Origin of the sequence: Lacrimispora algidixylanolytica (assembly GCF_003609635.1) — a bacterium.
Taxonomy (GTDB): domain Bacteria; phylum Bacillota; class Clostridia; order Lachnospirales; family Lachnospiraceae; genus Lacrimispora; species Lacrimispora algidixylanolytica.
The window spans coordinates 61,948-83,109 of sequence record NZ_MCIA01000007.1; the positions used below are offsets into that span (position 1 = coordinate 61,948).

Consider the following 21,162-nt stretch of genomic DNA (forward strand, 5'->3'; position numbering starts at 1 on the left):
ATGGCTAGCGCTTATTCTGTTACCCAAGTCAATGCTTACATCAAGAATATGTTTGCCCAGGACTTTGCCTTGAACCGGATTTCCGTAAAAGGAGAAGTCTCCAACTGCAAGTATCATACCTCCGGACATATCTACTTTACCTTAAAAGATGGGAAATCTTCCATTGCAGCCGTGATGTTTGCCGGATACCGGAAAGGCCTATCCTTTCAAATGGAAGAGGGCCAGCAGGTCACGGTGAAGGGGAGTGTGGAGGTTTATGAGCGGGATGGGCGCTATCAGCTTTATGCCCAGGAGATTACAAGAGAAGGGCTGGGAGATCTGTTTGAGCGGTTTCAGAAGCTGCGCAATGAGCTGGAAGAGATGGGGATGTTTTCCCCTGAATATAAGAAGCCCATTCCCAAATATGCAAAGAAAATTGGAATTGTCACGGCTTCCACAGGCGCAGCGATCCAAGACATTATGAATATATCGGCAAGGAGAAATCCTTACGTACAGCTTTATCTCTACCCGGCTCTTGTCCAGGGTGGGAATGCAAAGACAAGTATAACAAAAGGAATTGAGGTACTGGACCAGATGGGACTTGACGTCTTAATCGTGGGAAGGGGAGGCGGTTCCATTGAAGATTTATGGGCATTTAACGAAGAAATTGTAGCCAGAGCTATTTTTCAATGCTCCACTCCTGTGATTTCTGCGGTGGGTCATGAGACCGATGTAACCATTGCAGACTATGTGGCAGATATGCGTGCTCCTACGCCCTCTGCTGCCGCGGAGTTAGCAGTATTTGATTATTCCCTGTTTGAAGAGCAAAAGGAATTGTACCGGAATACCTTAAAAAAGACGATGGAACGGAAGATGGAACGTTACCGTTTCCATGCGAACCAATACGGTTTAAGGCTTAAGTATTTCGATCCCAAGCGCAGCATTCGGGAGAGCCGCCAGAGGCTCTTTGATCTGGAGATTAAGTTTCAGACTCTATTGCTTTTAAAGACAGCAGGTTATAAGACAGAAGTGGCTCAGGTAGCCTTACGCATGAAGACCTTGCTTGATAAGCAGGCGGTTCGTGACAGGCACAGGCTTGAACTTTTTGCCAACCGTTTGGAAGCCCAGTCCCCGTTAAAGAAGATTGGCGGAGGGTATGGGTTCGTTACAGATAAAAAAGACCATAGGATAAACTCTGTAACTCAGGTAAAAGCTGGAGATGGCATCCGGGTTATAGTCAGGGATGGCAGTATGGAAGCAGTGATTTCTCAAATCATTCCAAACGACCAGACAAAGAATGATGATCTGGATATCAGATAAGGAGGTCCATTATGGCAGTAAAAAAAGAAAAGACCATTGAAGAGACATTTGCTGAAATGGAAGAACTAATTAAAAAGTTAGAGAGCGGAGAAAGCTCTCTAGAAGAGTCCTTTCAGTATTATGAGACAGGTATGAAGCTTGTTAAGTCATGCAATGATAAGATAGATAAAGTGGAAAAAAAGATAATTGTATTAGAGGATGATGGTGAAAAAAGTGAACTTTAAAGAATTGTTTTCTGCTCGTATGAAAGAGGTTCAATTGGTGGTGGAATCATATTTGCCCGAAGTGAGTGGCTACCAAAGCACAGTGATTGAGGCCATGGATTACAGCGTCAAAGCAGGAGGAAAAAGACTTCGCCCTATGATTATGGAGGAGACTTACCGTCTTTTTTCTGGCAAGGGCAAGGAGATTGAGCCGTTTATGGCGGCCATTGAGATGATTCATACCTTTTCCTTAATCCATGATGATCTTCCGTGTATGGATAACGACACCCTGCGACGTGGGCTTCCTACAGCTTGGGTGAAATTTGGCTATGATATGGCAGTGCTGGCAGGTGACGGACTTCTTATTTACTCCATGGAAACAGCGGCTAAGGCTCTTTCCATGTCCGACAGACCGGATCTGGTTGCCCGCAGCATGGGAATCCTTGCAGAAAAAACAGGGATTTTTGGAATGATTGGTGGACAGACCGTTGATGTGGAGTTATCAGGAGAATCCATTCCAGAAGATAAACTTGAATTTATATACCGTTTGAAAACAGGCGCTCTGCTAGAGGCCCCCATGATGATTGGGGCAATACTAGGCGGAGCAGGGGAAGAGGAATTAAAGCAGGTGGAGCGAATGGCATCTTTAGTTGGCATGGCATTTCAGATCCAGGATGATATTTTGGATCTAACCAGCAGTGACGAGATACTTGGAAAGCCAGTACTAAGTGATGAGAAAAACCATAAAACTACCTATGTTTCTTTATATGGGATGACTAAGGCAAAGCAGGATGTGGAACGTATCTCAAAAGAAGCAGTATCCGTTCTTCTTGAGCTTCCAGGAAAGAATGAATTCCTGGAAGGATTGATTCAGATGCTGATAAACCGTGAAAAATAAAGGATTTGATATAATATGATATTGGATATGATAAATGGACCGGAAGATATTAAGAAGCTAGACAAGCAGCAGCTTGATGTCCTAAGCCAGGAGATCCGGGATTTTTTACTGGAAAAAATAAGTACAATAGGAGGCCATTTGGCTTCTAATTTGGGAGTCGTCGAGCTTACTATGGCAATCTATCTTGCCTTTGACCTTCCAAAAGATAAGGTAGTATGGGATGTAGGGCATCAGTCCTATACCCATAAAATATTAAGCGGAAGGAAAGCCGCTTTTGATGAGTTGCGCCAATTTGGCGGTATGAGCGGTTTTCCAAAAAGAAAAGAGAGTCCTTGTGATGCCTTTGATACTGGCCATAGCTCTACTTCTATTTCCGCTGGCCTTGGACTGGCACAGGCAAGGGATGTACTGGGAGAGGATCATTATGTGGTATCAGTCATCGGTGATGGTGCTTTAACCGGCGGTATGGCGTATGAAGCCTTAAACAATGCGGCAAGGATGGAGAAGAATTTTATTATCATTCTTAATGACAATAATATGTCCATCTCAGAAAACGTAGGAGGCATGTCCTCCTATTTAAGCAGCATCCGTACCGGAGAAGGTTATCTGGATTTAAAAAAGCATGTAACTAACTTACTTTCTAGGGTTCCAGTGGTGGGAGATTCCATTATTGAAAAGATTAGCCGAACAAAAAATGGAATCAAGCAGCTTCTGATTCCTGGAATGCTGTTTGAAAATATGGGAATCACCTATCTTGGTCCAGTTGATGGGCACGATACAAAAGCCCTAGCCAGAGCTCTACGGGAGGCAAAGAAGCTTAAACATGCGGTATTGGTTCATGTGATTACCCAGAAGGGCAAGGGATATCCCCATGCAGAGATGAATCCATCCAGATATCACGCAGTAGAACCCTTTGATATTTTGACAGGTGAATCAAATAGAGTAAAAAAGAATCCAGGCTATACAGACGTATTTTCTAAAACCATATGCCGTCTTGCTGAGGCGGACGAAAAGATAGTTGCAGTTACCGCAGCCATGCCTGACGGAACCGGATTAAAGCGATTTGCCAAACAGTATCCCAACCGCTTTTTTGACGTGGGGATTGCAGAGGAGCATGCGGTTACTTCCGCAGCAGGAATGGCAGCCGGAGGCTTAAAGCCAGTGGTAGCAGTGTATTCCTCCTTTTTACAGCGCGGATTTGACCAGGTTCTCCACGATGTTTGTATTCAGAATTTGCCTGTAGTCTTTGCGGTGGACCGTGCCGGATTAGTGGGCAGTGATGGAGAAACTCATCAGGGGATTTTTGATTATTCCTTTTTATCTGCCATTCCAAACATGAGTGTTTTTGCACCAAAGAACCTTTGGGAGCTGATGGATGGGATGGAATTTGCTCTATCATATGGCGGTCCCATAGCCGTGCGCTATCCAAGAGGAGAGGCGTACCAGGGTCTTAAAGAGTTCCGTGCCCCCATTGAGTTTGGAAAGGGAGAGATGCTCTATGAAGAACAGGACATTGCCCTTTTAGCAGTTGGAAGCATGGTATCCACAGGGGAACATGTAAGACAAAAGCTAAAAGCCGAAGGTTGGAATTGTACCCTTGCCAACGGACGGTTTATAAAGCCCTTTGATAAAGAATTGGTTGACTCTCTGGCGAAAAATCACTGGTTGATTGTAACCATGGAAGAGAACGTGCTTCAGGGAGGTTACGGCCTTAATATTACCCATTATATCCATGAGCATTATCCCCATGTGAAGGTTGTAAATATTGCTTTGCCAGATTCCTATGTGGAGCATGGCAACGTATCTCTTCTTCGAAAAGGATTGGGAATCGACAGCGATTCTGTTATCTGGCGATTGAAAAAGGAATACCTTGACATGGAACGCCAGAATGCGGAATGGAAAAATTATAAAGACAAAACAAGAGAAGAGATAAAGGAATGAAAGAACGACTAGATGTGCTTTTAGTAAAACTAGGAATGGCAGAGTCCAGAGAAAAGGCCAAAGCCCTTATCATGTCTGGAATCGTCTACGTTGATGGAGACAAAGAAGACAAGGCAGGAACTGCTTTTTTAGATACTTCTGTCATTGAAGTAAGAGGAAGCACCTTAAAATACGTAAGCCGAGGCGGCTTAAAGCTTGAAAAGGCCATGACTCATTTTGATGTAACCCTGGAAGGAAAGGTCTGCATGGATGTAGGCTCCTCTACTGGCGGCTTTACCGACTGTATGCTGCAAAACGGTGCAGTAAAGGTATATGCGGTAGATGTAGGACATGGTCAGCTTGCCTGGAAACTCAGGGAAGACAAAAGAGTTGTCTGTATGGAGAAAACCAACATCCGTTATGTAACTCCTGAAAATATTGAAGACCCGATTGAATTCTCCTCCATTGATGTATCCTTCATATCCTTAACAAAAGTATTAGGGCCTGTAAAAAATCTTCTAAAAGAAGATGGAGAAATTGTCTGTTTGATCAAACCTCAATTCGAAGCAGGGCGTGAGAAAGTAGGCAAAAAAGGTGTTGTCAGGGAAAAATCGGTTCACCTTGAGGTAATAGAAACCGTAATTCATTATGCTCTATCCATCGGATTTTCTGTGCTTCATCTGGAGTATTCTCCAATCAAGGGGCCGGAAGGGAATATTGAATATTTACTTCATCTTAAAAACTGCCAGTCAGAAGGTTCCTCTCCAAGCATGGAAGTGAATCCAGAACAGGTTGTCGCATATGCTCATGAAGAGTTAAGCGCAGGCAGGTAAGGAGCAATATTATGAAACATTTTTATGTAGTCATGAATCCGGATAAAGAAGGAGCCAAGGAGACTGCGGACGTCATCAGCCGCTATCTTCTGGCTCATGGTGCTAGTTGCGTCATTGGAGGCAGTAACAAAAAGGAAGATTACCCCGGCAGCCATTATACCGATTCTGCCATGGTACCTAAGGAAATAGACTGTATCATCACTCTTGGCGGGGATGGTACCTTAATCCAGGCAGCCAGAGATTTAGCTGGTCGTAATATTCCGATACTGGGAATCAATCGGGGGACTCTAGGATATCTGACTCAGATTTCCCACACAGAGGAGATTGAGGAGGCGCTGGCTTCTCTTCTTGTAGGAGAATACACGCTGGAAGAACGAATGATGCTAAACGGATCCATAACACGTGCCGGTGAAGCTATTTTTCATGATATTGCCTTGAATGAGATTGTTATCATTAGAAACCAGAAGCTAAAAGTCCTTAAGTTCAAGGTATATGTAAATGGGGAATATTTTAATGAATATCGTGCGGATGGACTCATTGCAGCGACCCCTACGGGCTCTACCGCTTACAACCTTTCTGCTGGAGGACCGATCCTTGTACCAGATTCTAGGATGCTTGTATTAACCCCAATCTGTTCCCATGTTCTGGGAGCCAGGAGTATTGTCCTGTCCTCCGATGACTGTATCAGGGTTGAGATGATGGGGCAAGAGGATGTGTTCCAGGAGGCCGTTTTTGACGGTGACACGCAAATAAGGTTATGGCCTGGTGATACAGTGGAAATTGGCAGGTCAGAGGTAAAGACTATTTTGGTAAAGCTAAAACATATATCATTTTTAGATAACCTTCGTAATAAGATGACCGGTATATAAGGAGGAAACATAATGAAACTGGAAAGACACAGCAAAATTGTGGAACTCATCGGTAAATATGAAATCGAGACCCAGGAAGAGCTGGCGGAATATTTAAATAAAGCTGGTTTTGCAGTTACGCAGGCTACGGTATCTAGAGATATCAGAGAGCTTAAATTAACTAAAGTTCCTTCAGAAACCGGAAAGCAGCGATACATGGTGCTTCAAAGCCAAAGCTCTTTCAGTGATAAATATATAAGGATTTTAAAGGATGGATATTTGTCCATGGATATGGCGCAAAATATTTTAGTCATTAAAACAGTTTCCGGCATGGCTATGGCTGTGGCGGCTGCGTTGGATGCCCTGCATTTTAATGAGATGGTTGGCTGCATTGCAGGAGACGATACCATTATGTGTGCCGTACGGACGTATGATGATACCATATTAATGATGGATAAACTTAAAAAACTCGTTACGGGATAAAGGAGGCGTGCCATGCTTTCAGAATTACACGTAAGAAACTTAGCCCTGATTGAAAAGGCCGATGTGGAATTTAAGGAAGGACTCAATGTCTTGACCGGGGAAACCGGTGCCGGAAAATCCATTATCATTGGCTCTGTTACCATTGCCCTTGGAGGCAAGGTACCAAAGGATATCATCAGAAAGGGCGCAGAATATGCCTATATTGAACTAATCTTTACAGTCAGCGATCCGGAGAAGCTTTTGAAGCTAAAGGAATATGATGTCCATCCAGATGGCGATGGTACTGTAATTATTTCAAAAAAAATCATGCCATCCAGAAGTTTAAGCAAAATCAATGACGAGACGGTGACCGCAGGAAAGCTGCGGGATATCACCGGGCTTTTAATTGATATTCATGGACAGCATGAACACCAGTCTTTACTTTACAAATCAAAACATCTGGAGATTCTGGACCGATATCACGAAAAAAAGTCCCATGAACTAAAAGAGAATATTACAGGAACATACCGGGAATATTGCCGGTTAAAGGAACGTTTATCTACCTTTGCTCTTGATGAAGAGACCAGACTCAGGGAAATGGATTTTATTCGGTTTGAGATTGAAGAGATAGAAAACGCTGATTTAAAAGAGGGAGAGGAAGAAGAACTATCTTCCAGATACCGTCTTTTTATTCATGGAAAAAAAATCACCGAAAGTCTTTCCCACGCCTATTCTGTTGTTAGTGGAGATTTGATTAGCCGTACGTTAAAAGAAGTGGAATCGGTTGCTTCCTATGATAATAGACTCTCAGGTATCAGAGATCAGCTTTTTGACGCAGATTCCATCTTAAGCGATATCAGTCACGAAATATCATCTTATATGGAGGATATGTCGTTTGATGAAGAAGAATACAAACAGATGGAAGAAAGACTGGACGTACTACATAATCTGGAAGCGAAATATGGAAAAAGTGTAAGTCAGATTTTTACAAATCTGGAAGAAAGAAGGGCACGTCTTATTGAGCTAGAAGATTACGATTCTTTGAAGCGTGAAACGGAGCAGCAAATCCTTAGGATTGAGGATAAACTGGACCAATTATGCGGACAATTATCTTATATGAGAAAAGAGACTGCAAAAGAGCTGACAAAAAAAATTAAAACTGGCTTAAAAGATTTGAATTTTTTAGATGTGGAATTTTCAATGGAATTTAAGCGTTTGGACCATTACACCTCTGGAGGTTACGACGAAGCAGAATTCGTCATCTCCACCAATCCAGGTGAAGCCTTAAAGCCTCTAGGTCAAGTCGCTTCCGGCGGCGAGATGTCAAGAATCATGTTAGCGGTCAAAACAGTCCTTGCTGATTCTGATGACATTCCTACCTTAATATTTGATGAGATCGACACTGGAATCAGCGGAAGAACCGCACAAAAGGTTTCAGAAAAGCTCTCTTATATCTCTGAAAATCATCAAGTAATATTAATTACCCATCTGCCTCAGATTGCAGCCATGGCTGATGCCCATTATGAAATTTTAAAATCGGCAAAAGAAGGAAAGACACATACCACCATTCGCACCCTTTCTGATGGGGAGATGGTGGAAGAACTGGCAAGACTTCTCGGTGGGGCAAAGATCACAGAAGCGGTCAGAGAGAATGCCAGAGAGATGAAACGGCTTGCTGGCCAAAAAACCAATGTCCAAAAATAAATGAATTCAACTAAAATATGACAGAGTGTTTTTAGTGATTTCTCACATACTAGGAAAGGAGCAAAAAAATTGTCTCCTTCATTCTTCTAAGGAGGTATGTGAGATGGGTAAAAACAAAATTCATAGGCTTGTCGTGAGAGCGTTCTGGATCAGCCTGATCTTTTGCATCGGGTTTTCCTGGTTCTATATGAAACAGGTGATCCCCGACAAATTGAATATCGTAGCAGAGGAAGAAGAACAGTTTCATTTCTCCATGCCCTTTGATGTAACCCTCCATTCAGACAGTGAGCAAGTAGTACTAAACAATGGTTCCAATATTCCATCCGATCAGATTCACCTGCAGTTAAACCAACCGTTCTCGGTTTATTCCAAGAATCAGGGGAGTTACAAACTGGGCCTTAAGCTTTTTGGATTTATTCAGCTTAAGGACATAGAGGTGAATGTGGTAGACACCAAGTATGCGATTCCATGTGGAAGTCCAATTGGTATCTATTTGAAATCTAAAGGGATTATGGTAATAGGTACTGGAGATGTAACAAAAAAGGATGGAATGACAACAGAACCAGCATTTGGCATTCTTCAATCCGGTGATTACATTGAAACTATTAACGGAACACCATTAAAAGACAAAGAATCCTTGATGAGCGAGTTAAACAAAATAGGTGCAGCAGAAGCAATCTTGAAAGTCAGACGAAATGATGAAAGCATTGACGTAAAGATGAATCCTGTTGAGACGGAAGACGGCACTTATAAACTTGGAGTATGGGTAAGAGATGATACTCAGGGAATCGGTACAATGACTTATGTGGATATGAATGGACAGTTTGGAGCACTTGGGCATGGCATCAGTGACAGTGATACTGGCAATGTGGTGCAGATTACAGATGGTTCCCTGTATGAAACAGCAATTATGGGAATTGAAAAAGGAACCTTTGGAAAACCAGGAGTGATGAGCGGAATTATTTATTATGGCCCTGGATCTACCCTTGGCTCGATTACAGCCAACACAGAAGAAGGAATATTTGGAACGGTAAACGATCGCTTTAAGCAAACGATAAAGCAGGACGCCATTCCAATCGGTTACCGCCAGGATGTGAAAAAAGGTTTGGCATACGTTAGAAGTGATGTATCCGGTAAAATAAGGGATTATGAGATTGAAATACAACGTGTGGATTACTCAACAACTCATAAAAGCAAGGGAATGGTCATAAAGGTTACTGATCCAGATCTTCTGGCTCTTACAGGAGGAATCGTTCAGGGTATGTCCGGAAGTCCAATTATTCAAGACGGTAAATTAATCGGAGCAGTGACTCATGTATTTATTCAAGATTCAACAAGAGGTTATGGAATCTTTATAGAAAACATGCTGAATCATTAAACTTAATTATGATAAGAAAAGGACAGGATTGTAATGAAAATTACAGTGCTGTCCTTTTCTTCGTTCCTTTTTAGTCAATCATATCTTGTTGAAATGTATGAAAATAATTAGTTTGAGACTCAAAAAGTCTAAAAAAAAGTAATTTAATATATATTAATCTGATGATTAACACTTTTCAATGGAGAAGGAATATGTTAGTATAAGATACAGGGAGTGAAGCAATGCCAAGTTTTTTGCCGACACGGAGTATCAAAATTCAACACTGTGAAAAAAAGGGGGACACAAGCGAATCAAGATGCAAAAAGGCATTTTATCGTTTCGACATTTTTGTGAAATCAGAAAAATTTGTAAAACAGACAGTACAAACAATTATTTGTCGAATCATGCGATTGAATTCCATTGCGGCATAAGCCAAGGCAAGATTATAATGGCTATACACTAGTTTTTTTATTTTAGGAATCAGGAGGAGAGTATTAATATGTCAGAAATCAGTATTGCAATTGCCGATGATAACCTGCAGACATTGAATCTGCTGAACGATATACTGGAAGGAGAGGAGGATTTCCACGTTGTAGGAAGAGCGGATAATGGCGAAGATGCTTACAACATGATCCTTAAAACAAATCCCGACGTTGTCTTATTGGATGTAATTATGCCGAGAATGGATGGAATAACAGTAATGGAACGGGTAAGGGGCAATGGATCTATTACAAAGATTCCGTCGTTTATTATGGTAACAGCGGCAGGAAGCGAGAATATTACCGAAGATGCGTTTCGTATGGGAGCAAATTATTACATAATGAAACCATTTAATAAGGAAATTATCGTCGATAAGGTTCGAAGAGTTGGTCAGAGAAAGGCGAAAGTACCAAGCTTACAGGGCATGAAAAAGGTGAAGCCTTATGTCAATAAAACCGAATATATGGAGCAGAATCTGGAAAATGATGTAACACAGATGCTTCACGAAATTGGAATTCCTGCTCATATCAAAGGATACCAGTATCTTCGAGATGCAATTGTTATTTCTGTTCAGGACCAGGAGATGCTTACTTCTGTGACTAAGATTCTCTATCCATCCATTGCAAAAAGGCACCAGACAACACCGAGTAGAGTAGAAAGAGCCATCAGGCATGCCATTGAAGTGGCATGGAGCAGAGGCAAGATGGATACCATTAATGACTTGTTTGGTTATACGGTAAGTACTGGAAAAGGAAAACCGACGAATTCAGAGTTTATTGCATTGATTGCTGATAAAATACGACTAGATTACAAAAAACTTTCCTAAACTTTCCTAAATATACGGAAAGAGACTTTCTTATTTCCTTAAAATGAAGTATACTATAGACCAACAGATGCCGTCATTTGGGCGGTAAGGATAAGGGAGGTTTTTGGATGAAGAAGATACTTTTCGTGGCATCAGAGGCGGTACCTTTTGTCAAAACAGGAGGACTTGCAGACGTTGTAGGTTCCCTTCCCAAGTGCTTTCAAAAGGAGCATTTTGATATTAGAGTCATGGTTCCCAAATACCTCTGCATAAAAGAAGAGCTGAGAAACCAGATGACCTATATAAACCATTTCTACATGGATTATCTGGATCAAAGCAGGTATGTTGGAATTCTTCAGTATGTTCACGAGGGTATCACTTTTTATTTCATAGACAACGAAAGTTATTTTGGAGGTCCCAAACCATACGGGGACTGGTTGTATGATTTGGAGAAATTCTGCTTTTTCTCAAGAGCAGCTTTATCCGCACTTCCGGTGATTGGATTTCAACCGGAAGTGGTACACTGCCACGATTGGCAGACTGCACTTATTCCTATTCTGTTAAAAGATCGGTTTCATGATGGGGAATTTTTTTGCAACATGAAATCGGTGTTTACGATCCACAACTTAAAATTTCAGGGCGTATGGGATGTAAAGACCATACAAAGGCTCACCTGCCTGCCGGATTATTATTTCACACCGGACAAATTGGAGGCTTATAAGGACGGTAACTTATTAAAGGGCGGCATCGTCTATGCGGATGCAATCACTACGGTAAGTGAAACCTATGCAAAGGAGATACAGATGCCTTTTTACGGAGAAGGTCTTGATGGCTTGATGCGTGCTAGGGCTGGTAGTCTCAGAGGGATTGTTAACGGGATTGATTACGATGAATTTGATCCTGAGAACGACACTTCTATTGTACAGAATTATAATTCTAAGAACGTTCAAAAAGAGAAGGGAAAGAATAAAATAGCCCTTCAAAAAGAACTTGGTCTAGACCAGGATGAAACTAGGTTTATGGTCGGCATTGTATCAAGGCTGACCGATCAAAAAGGACTTGATCTGATTCAGTGTGTCATTGATGAACTGTGTCAGGATAAGATTCAGCTAGTGATCCTTGGAACTGGTGATGAACGTTACGAGAATATGTTCCGTCATTATGCATGGAAGTATCCAGATAAGATATCTGCGAATATATATTATTCTGAGGCCATGTCCCACAAGATTTATGCGGCCTGTGATGCGTTCCTTATGCCTTCCTTATTTGAACCGTGCGGACTTAGCCAGTTAATGGCACTTCGCTATGGGACCTTGCCGATTGTGAGGGAGACAGGTGGCTTAAAGGATACGGTAGAGCCATATAATGTATATGAAAAGAGCGGAACTGGCTTTTCCTTCTCCAATTATAATGCCCACGAAATGCTAGGGATCATTCGGTATGCGGAAAGCATCTTCTACGATAAAAATAAAGAGTGGAACGTGCTTGTCTGTCGTGCTATGAATAAAGATTTTTCATGGAAGACATCTGCCATGAAATATCAGGAGCTTTATGATTGGCTCCCTGGCTGCTAGCAGACGGATATTACAGAAAAGAAATGAGTGATTAAAATGAAAAGCATGCATATCACCCAGGAAGAAAAAGACAAAGCCCTTGAATGGGTGGAAGACTCTTCCTGGGTTAAGCTAGAAATTTACAACGAGGATTTGGAATATATGGAGTGTGTTAGAGATATCTTAGACAATCCAGTATTTCAGTCCATGGATAACTTTATGCAACATGGAGATACTACCTGCAAAAACCACTGCATTCAAGTATCCTATATGAGCTATTGCGTCTGTAGAAGACTGGGCTGGGACTATCGTGAGGTTGCCAGAGCTGGTCTTCTTCATGATTTGTTTTTGTATGATTGGCATACCCATGCCAGAGAAACTGGAGAACGTTTCCATGGTTTTACCCATCCGAGGGCTGCGCTGAACAATGCAGTCAAATACTTTGAATTAACAGAAAATGAAAAAGACATGATCCTGCGCCATATGTGGCCTCTGACCCCGATTCCGCCTAAGAGCCGGGGGGGATTGGTTATCGTTTATTCGGATAAATTCTGCGGTCTCGTAGAAACCGTGGCCAGGTTTAAGCGTTGGTTTTTATTTAGCGTTGGTTGGAAAAGTACGGCATAAGATGGAGGAAACCATGAATTATTGGGATGATATACTGGGAAACCAGGTTTTAGTAAGCGCTGTCGCAGCTTGGACGCTCGCTCAGTTTTTAAAGACACTGATTGATATGGCACTCAACAAAAATTTTAATCCAGAGAGGCTTGTGGGCTCCGGGGGAATGCCCAGTTCCCACTCCTCAACGGTTTGTGCATTGACAACCGCCGCCAGCTACCGCTATGGTGTCGGTTCTTTTGAATTTGCGATCTGCTTCGTTCTTTCCATGATTGTGATGTATGATGCCATGGGAGTCCGCAGGGAAACTGGAAAGCAGGCGAAATTATTAAACAGCATATTACTTGAAAATCCTTTGAAATTAAAAGGAGAGCTAATACAAGAAACATTAAAGGAATATGTGGGGCACACTCCACTGCAAGTGGCAGCGGGAGCACTCCTTGGCATACTCCTTACCCTGTTTTTGGCACAATTTTATTAATAAAACAGCTATGTTTCCGTGAATCGTAAGAAATTACGCCTTGATTTCTTAAGATATCCATATTATACTTTAACAAGTTCAAAAATTGTCAAATTTGGAGGTAAAATGGGTATGTCGATTTATCACAGGATTATTTGTTTCTTCCTGTTCAGCTTTCTTGGATACCTTCTTGAATGTGTTGTGCTCAGTTATGAAAATAAAAGACTTGTAATTAATCGCGGTTTTGGACACGGCCCCTTCTGTATCATTTACGGATTCGGAGCCATGGGAGCCATGATTCTTTTAAAGCCTCTTTCCGATAATCTACTTCTGTTATATCTAGCGTCAGCGATGATGGCTACCATCATGGAGCTTATAACAGCACGTATGATGATTAAGTTGTTTGGTTCCTTCTGGTGGGATTATAGCAGGAAGAAACTTAACTACAAGGGTATTATCTGTATGGAGAGCACCATTGCCTGGGGATTTTTGGGAATTTTCTATTTCTACTTCCTAGATGGATTTGTAAATCAGATGGCAGGAGTTGTTCCAGAGCAGTTGGAGCGCTTCGTAGCACTCAGTCTTTTAACATTTTATATGGCTGATTTTATTTATACAATGAGATTGCAGCTTAAGTCATCTTGTGACGAAGACGATGCAACATTGATTGGTCGTTTGAAAGTATATTAATGAATGGCGGGATTCGATTCGGGTCCCGCTTATTTGTACGTTTAAAAACAGGGAGGACGATTATGAAACGAATGATGAAACTTGTGCTGGCATCTGCTTCTCCACGAAGAAAAGAGCTTCTTGCCCAAATTGGAATCACCCCTTTTATTGAGCCAAGCACCATAGTAGAAAAGGTTACTTCTACCGTTCCCGAAGAGGTGGTTTTAGAACTTTCTAGTCAGAAAGCACAGGATGTGGCGCAACATCAGGAGGCAGGTACCATTGTCATTGGAGCAGATACCGTAGTTGCCCTAGATGGTCAGATACTATTAAAGCCCGTAAGTCACGAAGATGCTTATCGGATGCTTTCCATGCTGCAAGGCAGGAATCATCAGGTATATACCGGTGTGACTATGGTTTCTTGTGGACAACGGGAGAATAAAGTAAAGTCGTTTGTGGAAAAGACTGAAGTCACGGTATATCCTATGTCGGAAGAAGAGATAAAAGCGTATGCCTTTAGTGAAGAACCAATGGATAAAGCAGGAGCTTATGGAATCCAGGGTAACTACGCAGCGTTTGTCAAGGGAATTACTGGGGATTATAATAATGTAGTAGGGTTACCTGTAGGACGAGTGTATCAGGAAATGAAATGGATGCTTGAACAGGAGGGGAATAATGATTAAGCTGATAACATCGGATATCGATGGAACCTTAGTTCCGGACGGATACAACGAAATCAATCCAGAGCTTTTTGATGTGATATTAAAGCTTCGGGCAAAAGGAATCCAGTTTGCTGCTGCAAGTGGACGCCAATGGGCAAGCATTGAATCTATTTTTGATCCTGTGAAAGAAAAGATTTTTTATTTGTCAGATAACGGAGCTTACGTAGGCTGCCACGGAAGAAATTTATTTATCAATACCATTGAGCTAGAAACCATTATGGATATGGTGAAGGAAGTTCGTAAGATAGAAGGCTTAGATGTTATGGTGAGTGGTCCTGATGTGGTGTATCTTGAGACCAAAGATCAGGAATTCTTAGACTGGTTGATCCACGGCTATAAGTTTAAGGCACAGTGGGTTGAGGATCTGACAAAAGTGGAATCAGAATTTATTAAGGTATCCGTATACCGCAAATCAGATGTGGAAGAGAATACCAGAATGCTTCGCACGATGTTTAAAGACCGTTTGAAGATGACCATATCAGGCGATATGTGGATGGATTGCATGAGACCAGGGATCAACAAAGGACAGGCAGTCAAGCTTCTTCAAGATAGCCTTTCAATCAAACCAGAAGAAACCATGGCTTTTGGTGATCAGTTGAATGATATTGAGATGCTTCAACAGGCGTATTATAGCTTCGCAGTAGGAAATGCCAGAGAAGAAGTAAAGAATGCGGCTAGTTTCCAAACGGATCTTAATATCAACGACGGAGTATTAAAAATACTGAAGCTGCTTTTGTAGCAAGGAAAGAGGGAAGCTCGTGAAAGGTGATAAAAAACGAAGAGGAAAGACATTCCTGGCTGTTTTGGCACTTATTGCTCTGCTTACCGGTTGTAAGGCAGATATTCCTATTGTTTCTGAGATTGCAGAAACAAAGGCATATACACTGCCTCAGTCTATGATTATCCTGGCAACGGAGAGAAACCGGTACCAAACCATTTATACCAGCCAAATTTGGGGCATTGACCTGCCAGGAGACCAGAATTTTGAGACTTATCTGGTAGATCAGGTAAAAGAATTTCTTCAGGAAATGAAGATTATGAATCTTCTGGCAGAAAATAAGGGCGTTACGCTAACCAGCGGAGAAAAAGAAGCGGTGCGTAAAGCTTCAGATGAATACTTTGAGTCATTGACAAAAGAAGATATCACTTATATGAAAGTGACAAAAGAAGACGTCAAAACCATGTATGAACAGTATTACCTGTCCAATAAGGTTGTTACAGAATTGACCAAGGATATGAATCTGGAGATCAGCGATAGTGAAGCAAAAGTCATTATAATCGATCAAATTGTTTTAAAGGATAAGGAACAGGCGGATCATGTGCGATCACTGGCGACAGTGGAAGGTGCTGATTTTTCTGCCCTAGCGAGAGAGTATTCCATTGAGGAAACAATGGAACGTCATATCGGAAGGGGAGAAGTTTCAAAACCCTATGAAGAGGCTGTGTTTGCCCTGTTAGCAGAAGAAATTAGTCCTGTAGTAGAAGACAAAGGCAAGTATTATATCATCAAATGCGTCAATGATTATGATGAGACGGCGACCCAAGAAAGAAAATCCGGATTGTACCGGACACGGAAAAAGGAAGCATTTGATCAGATCTATAACAAATATAAAGAAGAACATCCAGTTACTTTTAGCAATGAAATATGGAAAGATGTGAAGTTTTCAAAGGAAGATAAAACCACAACCACTAACTTTTTTGAAATTTACAAAAAACATGTAACAGATTGATAAAAAGAAAGGACGGGCAAAAAGCAAATGAGCCAGAGAGATACGATTCAAAGAAAAAGCCACAGCCGAAGACGCAGACAAAGCCGTGGGCGGGATGTTTTTGGAGGTGTCATACTATTTTTGATTGTATTCATTCTATTTGCAGGTGTGATTGCCGGTGGAGTTTATGGTTATCGATACTGGGAGGGTAACCGGACGTCTAATTTGCCTTTGGAAACCAGCCGGGAGGTAGTTCCGGAAACCATGCAGGGAAATAAAAAATAAGAAATAATAAAACAGATTAGTAAATGTCTTTATTGTTTCATAAGCAGTGCCACAATTGACCACTAAGGAGTCAGTTGTGGCACTTTTCTTTTATTGTTGATCTATTAAGCCTGGAAGAAGGCTATGGTTAGCTTTACAAGTGCTTCCTGGTCACTGGCACTCATAACTTCTCTTGCAGAATGCATGGCCAGTATAGGAACACCTACATCAACGGTGCGCATGGTAAGCAGGGTAGAGGATATGCTGCCTAGAGTGGAGCCACCTCTGATATCGGAACGATTGGAGAATTTGCGATATGGGATATCTTTGGCACGGCAGATTCCCTCAATAACTCCAGTGCTTGTGGCATCAGTGGCATAGGATTGGCTGGCGGCAAGCTTAATGGCTACACCGTCTCCCATCATGATCTGGTTTTTAATGTCGCATTTCTCCATATGATTTGGGTGGATAGCATGGGCAACGTCCATGGAGAGAAGGAAACCACCTAAGAGCCCATTTATAAAGGTTTCTCTGCTATAACCTAAGGACAAATAGATCTTCTCCAGAACACGCTCTGTAATGGCAGAGGAGGCACCTTGTTTTGTGTGGTTTCCGATCTCTTCGTTATCATATAAGATAACAGCATGGATTCCTTCTTTGCAGGTGGATTCCACGATTCCGTTTAAACAAGCATGAACTGAGGTTATGTTGTCCAGACGGGGAGCGGAATAGAACTCTTCTTGTAAGCCCAATAAACTTCCAGATTCCCAGTTATAGATGTAGATCTCATAATCTAAAATATCTGTCTTCTCAACTCCGGCTTCTTTTGCCAGGGCTTCAAGGAAAAAGTCCTTCCGGCTTAATTCATCGGTAATTCTGGTGATCAAAGGAAGCATATCCACCTGGGCATTGATAGGAACACCCTCGTTAGCATTACGGTTCATATGAATGGCTACACTTGGAACTGTAAGCACGGGTCTTGCAAAATCTACAAATATGGTCTTTGGTTCCATTAAAGAGGAGCCCTTAACGGATACCTTTCCGGCCATAGAAAGAGGGCGGTCAAACCAGGTGTTAAGAAGTGGACCGCCGTAGACCTCTATGTTTAGTTTTCCGTAGTCTAGTGAGGTTACTTCCGGATATGGCTTAACTTTTAAGCAGGGCCAGTCTGTATGGGAAGCTGCCAGACGAAGGGAAGGAGAGTCTGTAAGTTCTTCTCCTATGGAGAATGCAATCAGGCTGGAATCAAAAACGTTTATATAATAGGATTCTCCTTTTATAAGCTTCCATGTGGCGGAAAGGGGTAGCTCATGAAAGCCAGCGTCTGATAACTGCTTTGATGCTGCCATAATACAATGATAGGGAGAAACGGATGCTGCAACCAGTGAATCTAATTGTTTGATGATAGTCATATGATAACCTCTTTTCTAACCTCTTTGTTGGTACCTAAATGAAACTGTTTCTGTTATTATAACATATAAGATTGTTGTTTGGAATCCTCCGTTGACAGAGGATGAGAATCCGTTGTATAGTAAACGAAGAACAATCATGAATAGGAGATTATGTTATGATTTCAGTGAAAATTGAGGATATCAAATCCTTTACCTCCAAGCTGTTCGTAGGGGAAGTGTTCGATCACTTTCTTGTTAAGGAGGTTTCTGTTTCTACCTATAATATATTTACCATAGATGGAACTATTAAAAATGGATATTACTCCAAAGAAGAGATGGAGGAGCAGGGCATAGGAACATACTCAACCTGGACCGCTCTTAAGCCCTTTTGCTTTTCTATGGTTAAGGGGAAGCGGTTGCCTACAAGCTTCCGCATTATTTTATTAATGCCAGAGGATGAGACGGAGCGGTTTCTCTCAACAAAAAACATAGGATTTCCCAAGGAACAAGTAAAAGGACTTTATGTGAATATACGTTATGAGGATGAAAAGTTGACTTGCATTACAGGAACCTCAGTTTCTGTGTTCACCATGGATAAGACTCTTGATGAAGAATGGGATAACGGATTTAAAGGTTTTTTAAAGCAAAATCAGATTCCATTTGAGGAAGAATGACATTATCAGCACTCATTTTAATTGAGTGCTGATTTTCTATTGACATTTTTTGGACTGCGTATTAAAATACTCTTTGCAGGTATATTTAGAAAGAATTCCATGAGCACATGGAACTAATTATAGAAAAATGAGAGCAAGGAGTGTACTAACATGGCGAAAAAAGGTAGTTTAACAATTAACAGCGAAAATATTTTTCCTATTATTAAAAAATGGTTGTACTCTGATCATGACATTTTTTATCGTGAGATTGTTTCCAATGGTTGCGATGCGATTACAAAGCTGAAAAAGCTTGATGGTATGGGAGAGTGGCAGAAGCCTGAAGATCTGAAATTTAAGATTGAGGTAATTACAGATCCCAATGAAAAATCCATTACTTTTATTGATAATGGTATTGGTATGACAATGGAAGAAGTTGATGAATACATCAATCAGATCGCTATTTCCGGTGCTCAGGATTTCATGGAGAAATATAAGGACAAGGCAAATGAAGAACAGATTATCGGACATTTTGGTCTTGGATTTTATTCTGCATTCATGGTTGCTGAGAAGGTTACCATCGATACATTATCTTATAAAGACGGTTCACAAGCAGTTCACTGGGAGTCAGACGGCGGTACAGAATTTGAGATGGAAGCCGGAGATAAAGCAGAGCAGGGAACTACAATCAAACTTTATCTGAATGAAGAAAGTCTGGAATTTTGCAATGAGTACCGTGCAAAAGAAGTTCTGGAGAAATATTGTTCCTTTATGCCAGTGGAGATTTATTTAACCAACGCTGCCGCAGAAGATCAGTTTGAGACCATTGAAAAAGATGAGCTGACCGAGAATGATACGGTAATTGAGACTATCTTAGAAGAAGCTAAAACTGAGGAAATAGAGAAAGAAAACGGCGAGAAAGAAGTTGTTGAAGTTTCTCCAGCATCTGAAAAATATAAAATTGCAAAACGTCCCGTACCAATCAATGATATCAATCCTCTTTGGAATAAGCATCCAAACGAATGTACCGAAGAAGAATATAAAGATTTCTACCGTAAAGTATTCCATGATTATAAGGAACCATTATTCTGGATCCACTTAAATATGGATTATCCATTTAACTTAAAAGGAATTCTTTACTTCCCTAAATTAAACATTAGCTATGACAGCCTGGAAGGAACCATTAAGCTCTACAACAGTCAGGTATTCATCGCAGATAACATTAAAGAAGTAATTCCAGAATTCTTAATGCTATTAAAGGGAGTCATTGACTGTCCAGACCTTCCTCTTAATGTATCAAGAAGTGCACTTCAAAATGATGGTTTTGTTAAGAAGATTTCTGATTACATCACAAAGAAGGTTGCCGATAAGCTGACAGGCATGTTTAAGACCGATAGAGAGAACTATGAAAAATATTGGGACGATATTAATCCATTCATCAAATTTGGCTGCTTAAAGGATGAGAAGTTTGCTGAAAAGATCAACGATTCCCTTCTCTTTAAGAACCTCAGCGATAAGTATCTGACAATTGCTGAATGTTTGGAAGAGAATAAAGAAAAGCATGAGAATAGCGTGTTCTATATCACAGATGAGAAAGAACAAGGCCAGTATATTAACATGTTTAAAGAAGCTGGTCTGGATGCAGTTTATATGAACCAGAACATAGACAATCCTTTTGTAGGCTACTTAGAGCAGAAGAATGAAAATGTGAAGTTCTTATGCATTAACTCTGACCTATCTGATATCTTTAAGGAAGAAGTGACCGAAGAGGATAAGGAAGCTATGAAGGCGGACGTAGATGCTCTTACTGAGCTGTTCCGCAAGGTCTTAGGCAAAGAGAACCTTGATGTTAAGGTTGAAAAGCTTAAGAATGAAAATATGTCCTCTATGATTACGATTTCAGAAGAATCACGTCGTATGGCAGAGATGATGAAGATGTATTCTATGCCAGGAATGGATAACTCTATGTTTGGCACCACTGAAACTTTAGTGCTTAATTATAACAATAAGCTGGTTCAGTATGTGTTAGGACATAAGGAGGGAGCTCATACCAATACGATTTGTGAGCAGCTCTACGATTTGGCAGGCTTAAGCCATGGTTCCTTAACACCTGAGCGCATGACTAAATTTATTGCAAGAAGCAATGAACTGATGATAATTATGGCAGAAGCATAAGTATAAATAATAAAATATAGAAAAGGACGGTAACCTTGGAAATCAAAGGGTAACCGTCCTTTTCTGTATAATGCTATTGACATCTATAACAGGTTTCTCTATAATATATGGTAATGAATACTACATGATAAATTTCGTGTTA

The 21,162-nt window shown here is 41.1% G+C and carries 21 protein-coding genes; 20 read left to right on the forward strand and 1 reads right to left on the reverse strand.

Translation table 11 applies throughout. The features are described from left to right. From xseA to BET01_RS05945, 18 genes are all read left to right on the forward strand, one after another. Entirely contained in the window at positions 1 to 1,299 is a 1,299-nt protein-coding gene (xseA, locus tag BET01_RS05860) for an exodeoxyribonuclease VII large subunit (protein ID WP_120195838.1), read from the forward strand. A gap of 11 nt (positions 1,300 to 1,310) precedes the next feature. Then, entirely contained in the window at positions 1,311 to 1,523 is a 213-nt protein-coding gene (gene xseB, locus BET01_RS05865; protein ID WP_120195839.1) for an exodeoxyribonuclease VII small subunit, read from the forward strand. Further along, positions 1,501 to 2,400, forward strand: a complete 900-nt coding sequence (locus tag BET01_RS05870) for a polyprenyl synthetase family protein (protein WP_207667577.1) — start codon at positions 1,501 to 1,503, stop codon at positions 2,398 to 2,400. The genes xseB and BET01_RS05870 overlap by 23 nt, the downstream gene beginning before the upstream one ends. 15 nt (positions 2,401 to 2,415) lie before the next feature. After that, positions 2,416 to 4,341: a 1-deoxy-D-xylulose-5-phosphate synthase gene (gene dxs / locus BET01_RS05875; RefSeq protein WP_120195840.1), complete on the forward strand. Its 1,926-nt coding sequence runs from the start codon at positions 2,416 to 2,418 to the stop codon at positions 4,339 to 4,341. Further along, complete coding sequence (locus tag BET01_RS05880; protein WP_120195841.1) at positions 4,338 to 5,153, forward strand: TlyA family RNA methyltransferase; 816 nt, start codon at positions 4,338 to 4,340, stop codon at positions 5,151 to 5,153. The genes dxs and BET01_RS05880 overlap by 4 nt, the downstream gene beginning before the upstream one ends. Positions 5,154 to 5,164: 11 nt before the next feature. After that, positions 5,165 to 6,022: an NAD(+)/NADH kinase gene (locus BET01_RS05885; protein WP_120195842.1), complete on the forward strand. Its 858-nt coding sequence runs from the start codon at positions 5,165 to 5,167 to the stop codon at positions 6,020 to 6,022. A gap of 12 nt (positions 6,023 to 6,034) precedes the next feature. After that, complete coding sequence (gene argR, locus BET01_RS05890) at positions 6,035 to 6,484, forward strand: arginine repressor (protein ID WP_120195843.1); 450 nt, start codon at positions 6,035 to 6,037, stop codon at positions 6,482 to 6,484. Between the two features lie 12 nt (positions 6,485 to 6,496). Continuing rightward, entirely contained in the window at positions 6,497 to 8,167 is a 1,671-nt protein-coding gene (gene recN / locus BET01_RS05895; RefSeq protein ID WP_120195844.1) for a DNA repair protein RecN, read from the forward strand. A gap of 103 nt (positions 8,168 to 8,270) precedes the next feature. Further along, the gene (gene spoIVB / locus BET01_RS05900) at positions 8,271 to 9,545 is read left to right on the forward strand and encodes a SpoIVB peptidase (RefSeq protein WP_120195845.1); all 1,275 of its coding nucleotides are present in this window, start codon (positions 8,271 to 8,273) and stop codon (positions 9,543 to 9,545) included. Positions 9,546 to 10,023: 478 nt separating this feature from the next. Continuing rightward, positions 10,024 to 10,830: a sporulation transcription factor Spo0A gene (spo0A, locus tag BET01_RS05905; RefSeq protein ID WP_120195846.1), complete on the forward strand. Its 807-nt coding sequence runs from the start codon at positions 10,024 to 10,026 to the stop codon at positions 10,828 to 10,830. A 107-nt stretch (positions 10,831 to 10,937) separates the two neighbouring features. After that, positions 10,938 to 12,383, forward strand: a complete 1,446-nt coding sequence (glgA, locus tag BET01_RS05910; protein WP_120195847.1) for a glycogen synthase GlgA — start codon at positions 10,938 to 10,940, stop codon at positions 12,381 to 12,383. Positions 12,384 to 12,524: 141 nt separating this feature from the next. Then, positions 12,525 to 12,989 (forward strand): HD domain-containing protein, encoded by a 465-nt coding sequence (locus BET01_RS05915; RefSeq protein WP_207667578.1) that lies wholly within the window; start codon positions 12,525 to 12,527, stop codon positions 12,987 to 12,989. 13 nt (positions 12,990 to 13,002) lie between these two features. Next, positions 13,003 to 13,461: a divergent PAP2 family protein gene (locus BET01_RS05920; RefSeq protein ID WP_120195849.1), complete on the forward strand. Its 459-nt coding sequence runs from the start codon at positions 13,003 to 13,005 to the stop codon at positions 13,459 to 13,461. A gap of 111 nt (positions 13,462 to 13,572) precedes the next feature. Next, positions 13,573 to 14,130 carry a putative ABC transporter permease gene (locus tag BET01_RS05925; protein WP_120195987.1) on the forward strand — a complete coding sequence of 186 codons (558 nt, stop codon included), beginning with the start codon at positions 13,573 to 13,575 and terminating at the stop codon, positions 14,128 to 14,130. A 62-nt stretch (positions 14,131 to 14,192) separates the two neighbouring features. Then, on the forward strand, positions 14,193 to 14,792 hold the full coding sequence (locus tag BET01_RS05930) for a Maf family protein (RefSeq protein WP_120195850.1): 600 nt from the start codon (positions 14,193 to 14,195) through the stop codon (positions 14,790 to 14,792). Then, complete coding sequence (locus BET01_RS05935; RefSeq protein WP_120195851.1) at positions 14,785 to 15,570, forward strand: HAD family hydrolase; 786 nt, start codon at positions 14,785 to 14,787, stop codon at positions 15,568 to 15,570. The genes BET01_RS05930 and BET01_RS05935 overlap by 8 nt, the downstream gene beginning before the upstream one ends. A 19-nt stretch (positions 15,571 to 15,589) precedes the next feature. Next, positions 15,590 to 16,561, forward strand: coding sequence for a foldase protein PrsA (locus BET01_RS05940; protein WP_243117137.1), 972 nt, complete (start codon positions 15,590 to 15,592; stop codon positions 16,559 to 16,561). A 27-nt stretch (positions 16,562 to 16,588) separates the two neighbouring features. Beyond that, the gene (locus BET01_RS05945; RefSeq protein ID WP_120195853.1) at positions 16,589 to 16,825 is read left to right on the forward strand and encodes a hypothetical protein; all 237 of its coding nucleotides are present in this window, start codon (positions 16,589 to 16,591) and stop codon (positions 16,823 to 16,825) included. Between the two features lie 104 nt (positions 16,826 to 16,929). Here the strand turns inward: BET01_RS05945 and BET01_RS05950 are convergent, their stop codons facing one another. Continuing rightward, entirely contained in the window at positions 16,930 to 18,216 is a 1,287-nt protein-coding gene (locus tag BET01_RS05950) for a M18 family aminopeptidase (RefSeq protein ID WP_120195855.1), read from the reverse strand. Positions 18,217 to 18,371: 155 nt separating this feature from the next. Between BET01_RS05950 and BET01_RS05955 the strand changes: the two genes are divergently transcribed. Both BET01_RS05955 and htpG read left to right on the forward strand, forming a co-directional pair. Next, complete coding sequence (locus BET01_RS05955; RefSeq protein ID WP_120195856.1) at positions 18,372 to 18,869, forward strand: DUF5721 family protein; 498 nt, start codon at positions 18,372 to 18,374, stop codon at positions 18,867 to 18,869. A 150-nt stretch (positions 18,870 to 19,019) separates the two neighbouring features. Next, positions 19,020 to 21,020 (forward strand): molecular chaperone HtpG, encoded by a 2,001-nt coding sequence (htpG, locus tag BET01_RS05960; RefSeq protein WP_120195858.1) that lies wholly within the window; start codon positions 19,020 to 19,022, stop codon positions 21,018 to 21,020. Positions 21,021 to 21,162: the final 142 nt, after the last annotated feature.